We start from the raw sequence: 1,351 nt of genomic DNA on the forward strand, positions 1-1,351 counted from the left end.
GTCGGGCTCATAACCCGAAGGTCGTAGGTTCAAATCCTGCTCCCGCAATAAGGCTCGGTAGCTCAGTTGGTAGAGCAATGGATTGAAGCTCCATGTGTCGGCGGTTCGATTCCGTCTCGCGCCATTTTTACTTATAGTGTATGTGCGGGTGTAGTTTAGTGGTAAAACTACAGCCTTCCAAGCTGTTGTCGCGAGTTCGATTCTCGTCACCCGCTTTGAACTTTGTTCAAAATACCAAGTTTTTAACTTGGGCGCGTAGCTCAGGTGGTTAGAGCGCACGCCTGATAAGCGTGAGGTCGGTGGTTCGAGTCCACTCGTGCCCATTAATAGGAGAATTACTCAAGAGGCTGAAGAGGACGGTTTGCTAAATCGTTAGGTCGGGTAACTGGCGCAAGGGTTCGAATCCCTTATTCTCCGTTTTATTGAGAGTTTATAACTCTTTTTTTGTATTTTTAAGAATTGTAGAATAAAAACTTCAGATTTGTAAAACTTAATGGCTCTATAATATTTGTAGTGGGTAAATCCCCTATGAATCTTATGGAGCCTATTTTTGTGTAGAAAAAAAGTCCCATATGACCTATAATGAAAAGCGACTAAACAACTCATTAGAAAGATTTATATGGAACAATTACATTTTATCACAAAACTACTCGATATCAAAGACCCAAATATCCAGATTCTAGACATCATCAATAAGGATACACTTAAGGAAATCATCGCTAAACTGGATTACAATGCCCCATCTTGTCCTGATTGTGGACATCAAATGAAGAAATATGACTTTCAAAAACCGTCGAAAATTCCTTACCTCGAAACGACTGGTATGCCTACTAGAATCCTCCTGAAAAAGCGTCGATTCAAGTGCTATCATTGCTCGAAAATGATGGTCGCCGAAACCTCTCTCGTCAAGAAGAATCATCAAATTCCTCGTATCATCAACCAAAAGATTGCGCAAAAGCTGATTGAAAAGACTTCTATGACCGATATTGCTCATCAGCTGGCTATTTCAACTTCAACTGTCATTCGTAAGCTCAATGACTTCCGTTTTAAGTCTGATTTTTCTTACCTCCCTGAGATTATGTCCTGGGATGAGTACTCCTTTACAAAGGGAAAGATGAGCTTTATTGCACAAGATTTTGACAAGCTCAACATTATCACTGTTCTTGAAGGAAGAACACAGGCTGTCATCCGAAATCACTTTCTTCGTTACGATAGAGCAGTCCGATGTCAGGTGAAAATCATTACTATGGATATGTTTAGTCCCTACTATGCCTTAGCTAAACAGCTTTTTCCAAACGCTAAAATCGTGTTGGATCGTTTCCATATTGTCCAACACATGAGCCGTGCTATG

General features: G+C 40.7%; 1 protein-coding gene and 4 tRNA genes. All 5 read left to right on the forward strand.

Annotation, left to right across the window (positions count from 1 at the left end; genetic code table 11):
* Nucleotides 1-51: 51 nt before the first annotated feature.
* Nucleotides 52-124, forward strand: a tRNA-Phe gene (locus PAN06_RS14240).
* 20 nt (nt 125-144) lie between these two features.
* A tRNA-Gly gene (locus tag PAN06_RS14245) sits at nt 145-215 on the forward strand.
* A gap of 34 nt (nt 216-249) precedes the next feature.
* Nucleotides 250-323, forward strand: a tRNA-Ile gene (locus PAN06_RS14250).
* Between the two features lie 6 nt (nt 324-329).
* Nucleotides 330-417 (forward strand) — tRNA-Ser (locus PAN06_RS14255).
* A gap of 202 nt (nt 418-619) precedes the next feature.
* A partial coding sequence (locus tag PAN06_RS14260) for an ISL3 family transposase (RefSeq protein ID WP_269796659.1) occupies nt 620-1,351 on the forward strand: 732 nt, incomplete at its 3' end.

The organism is Streptococcus sp. SM3, assembly GCF_027497875.1.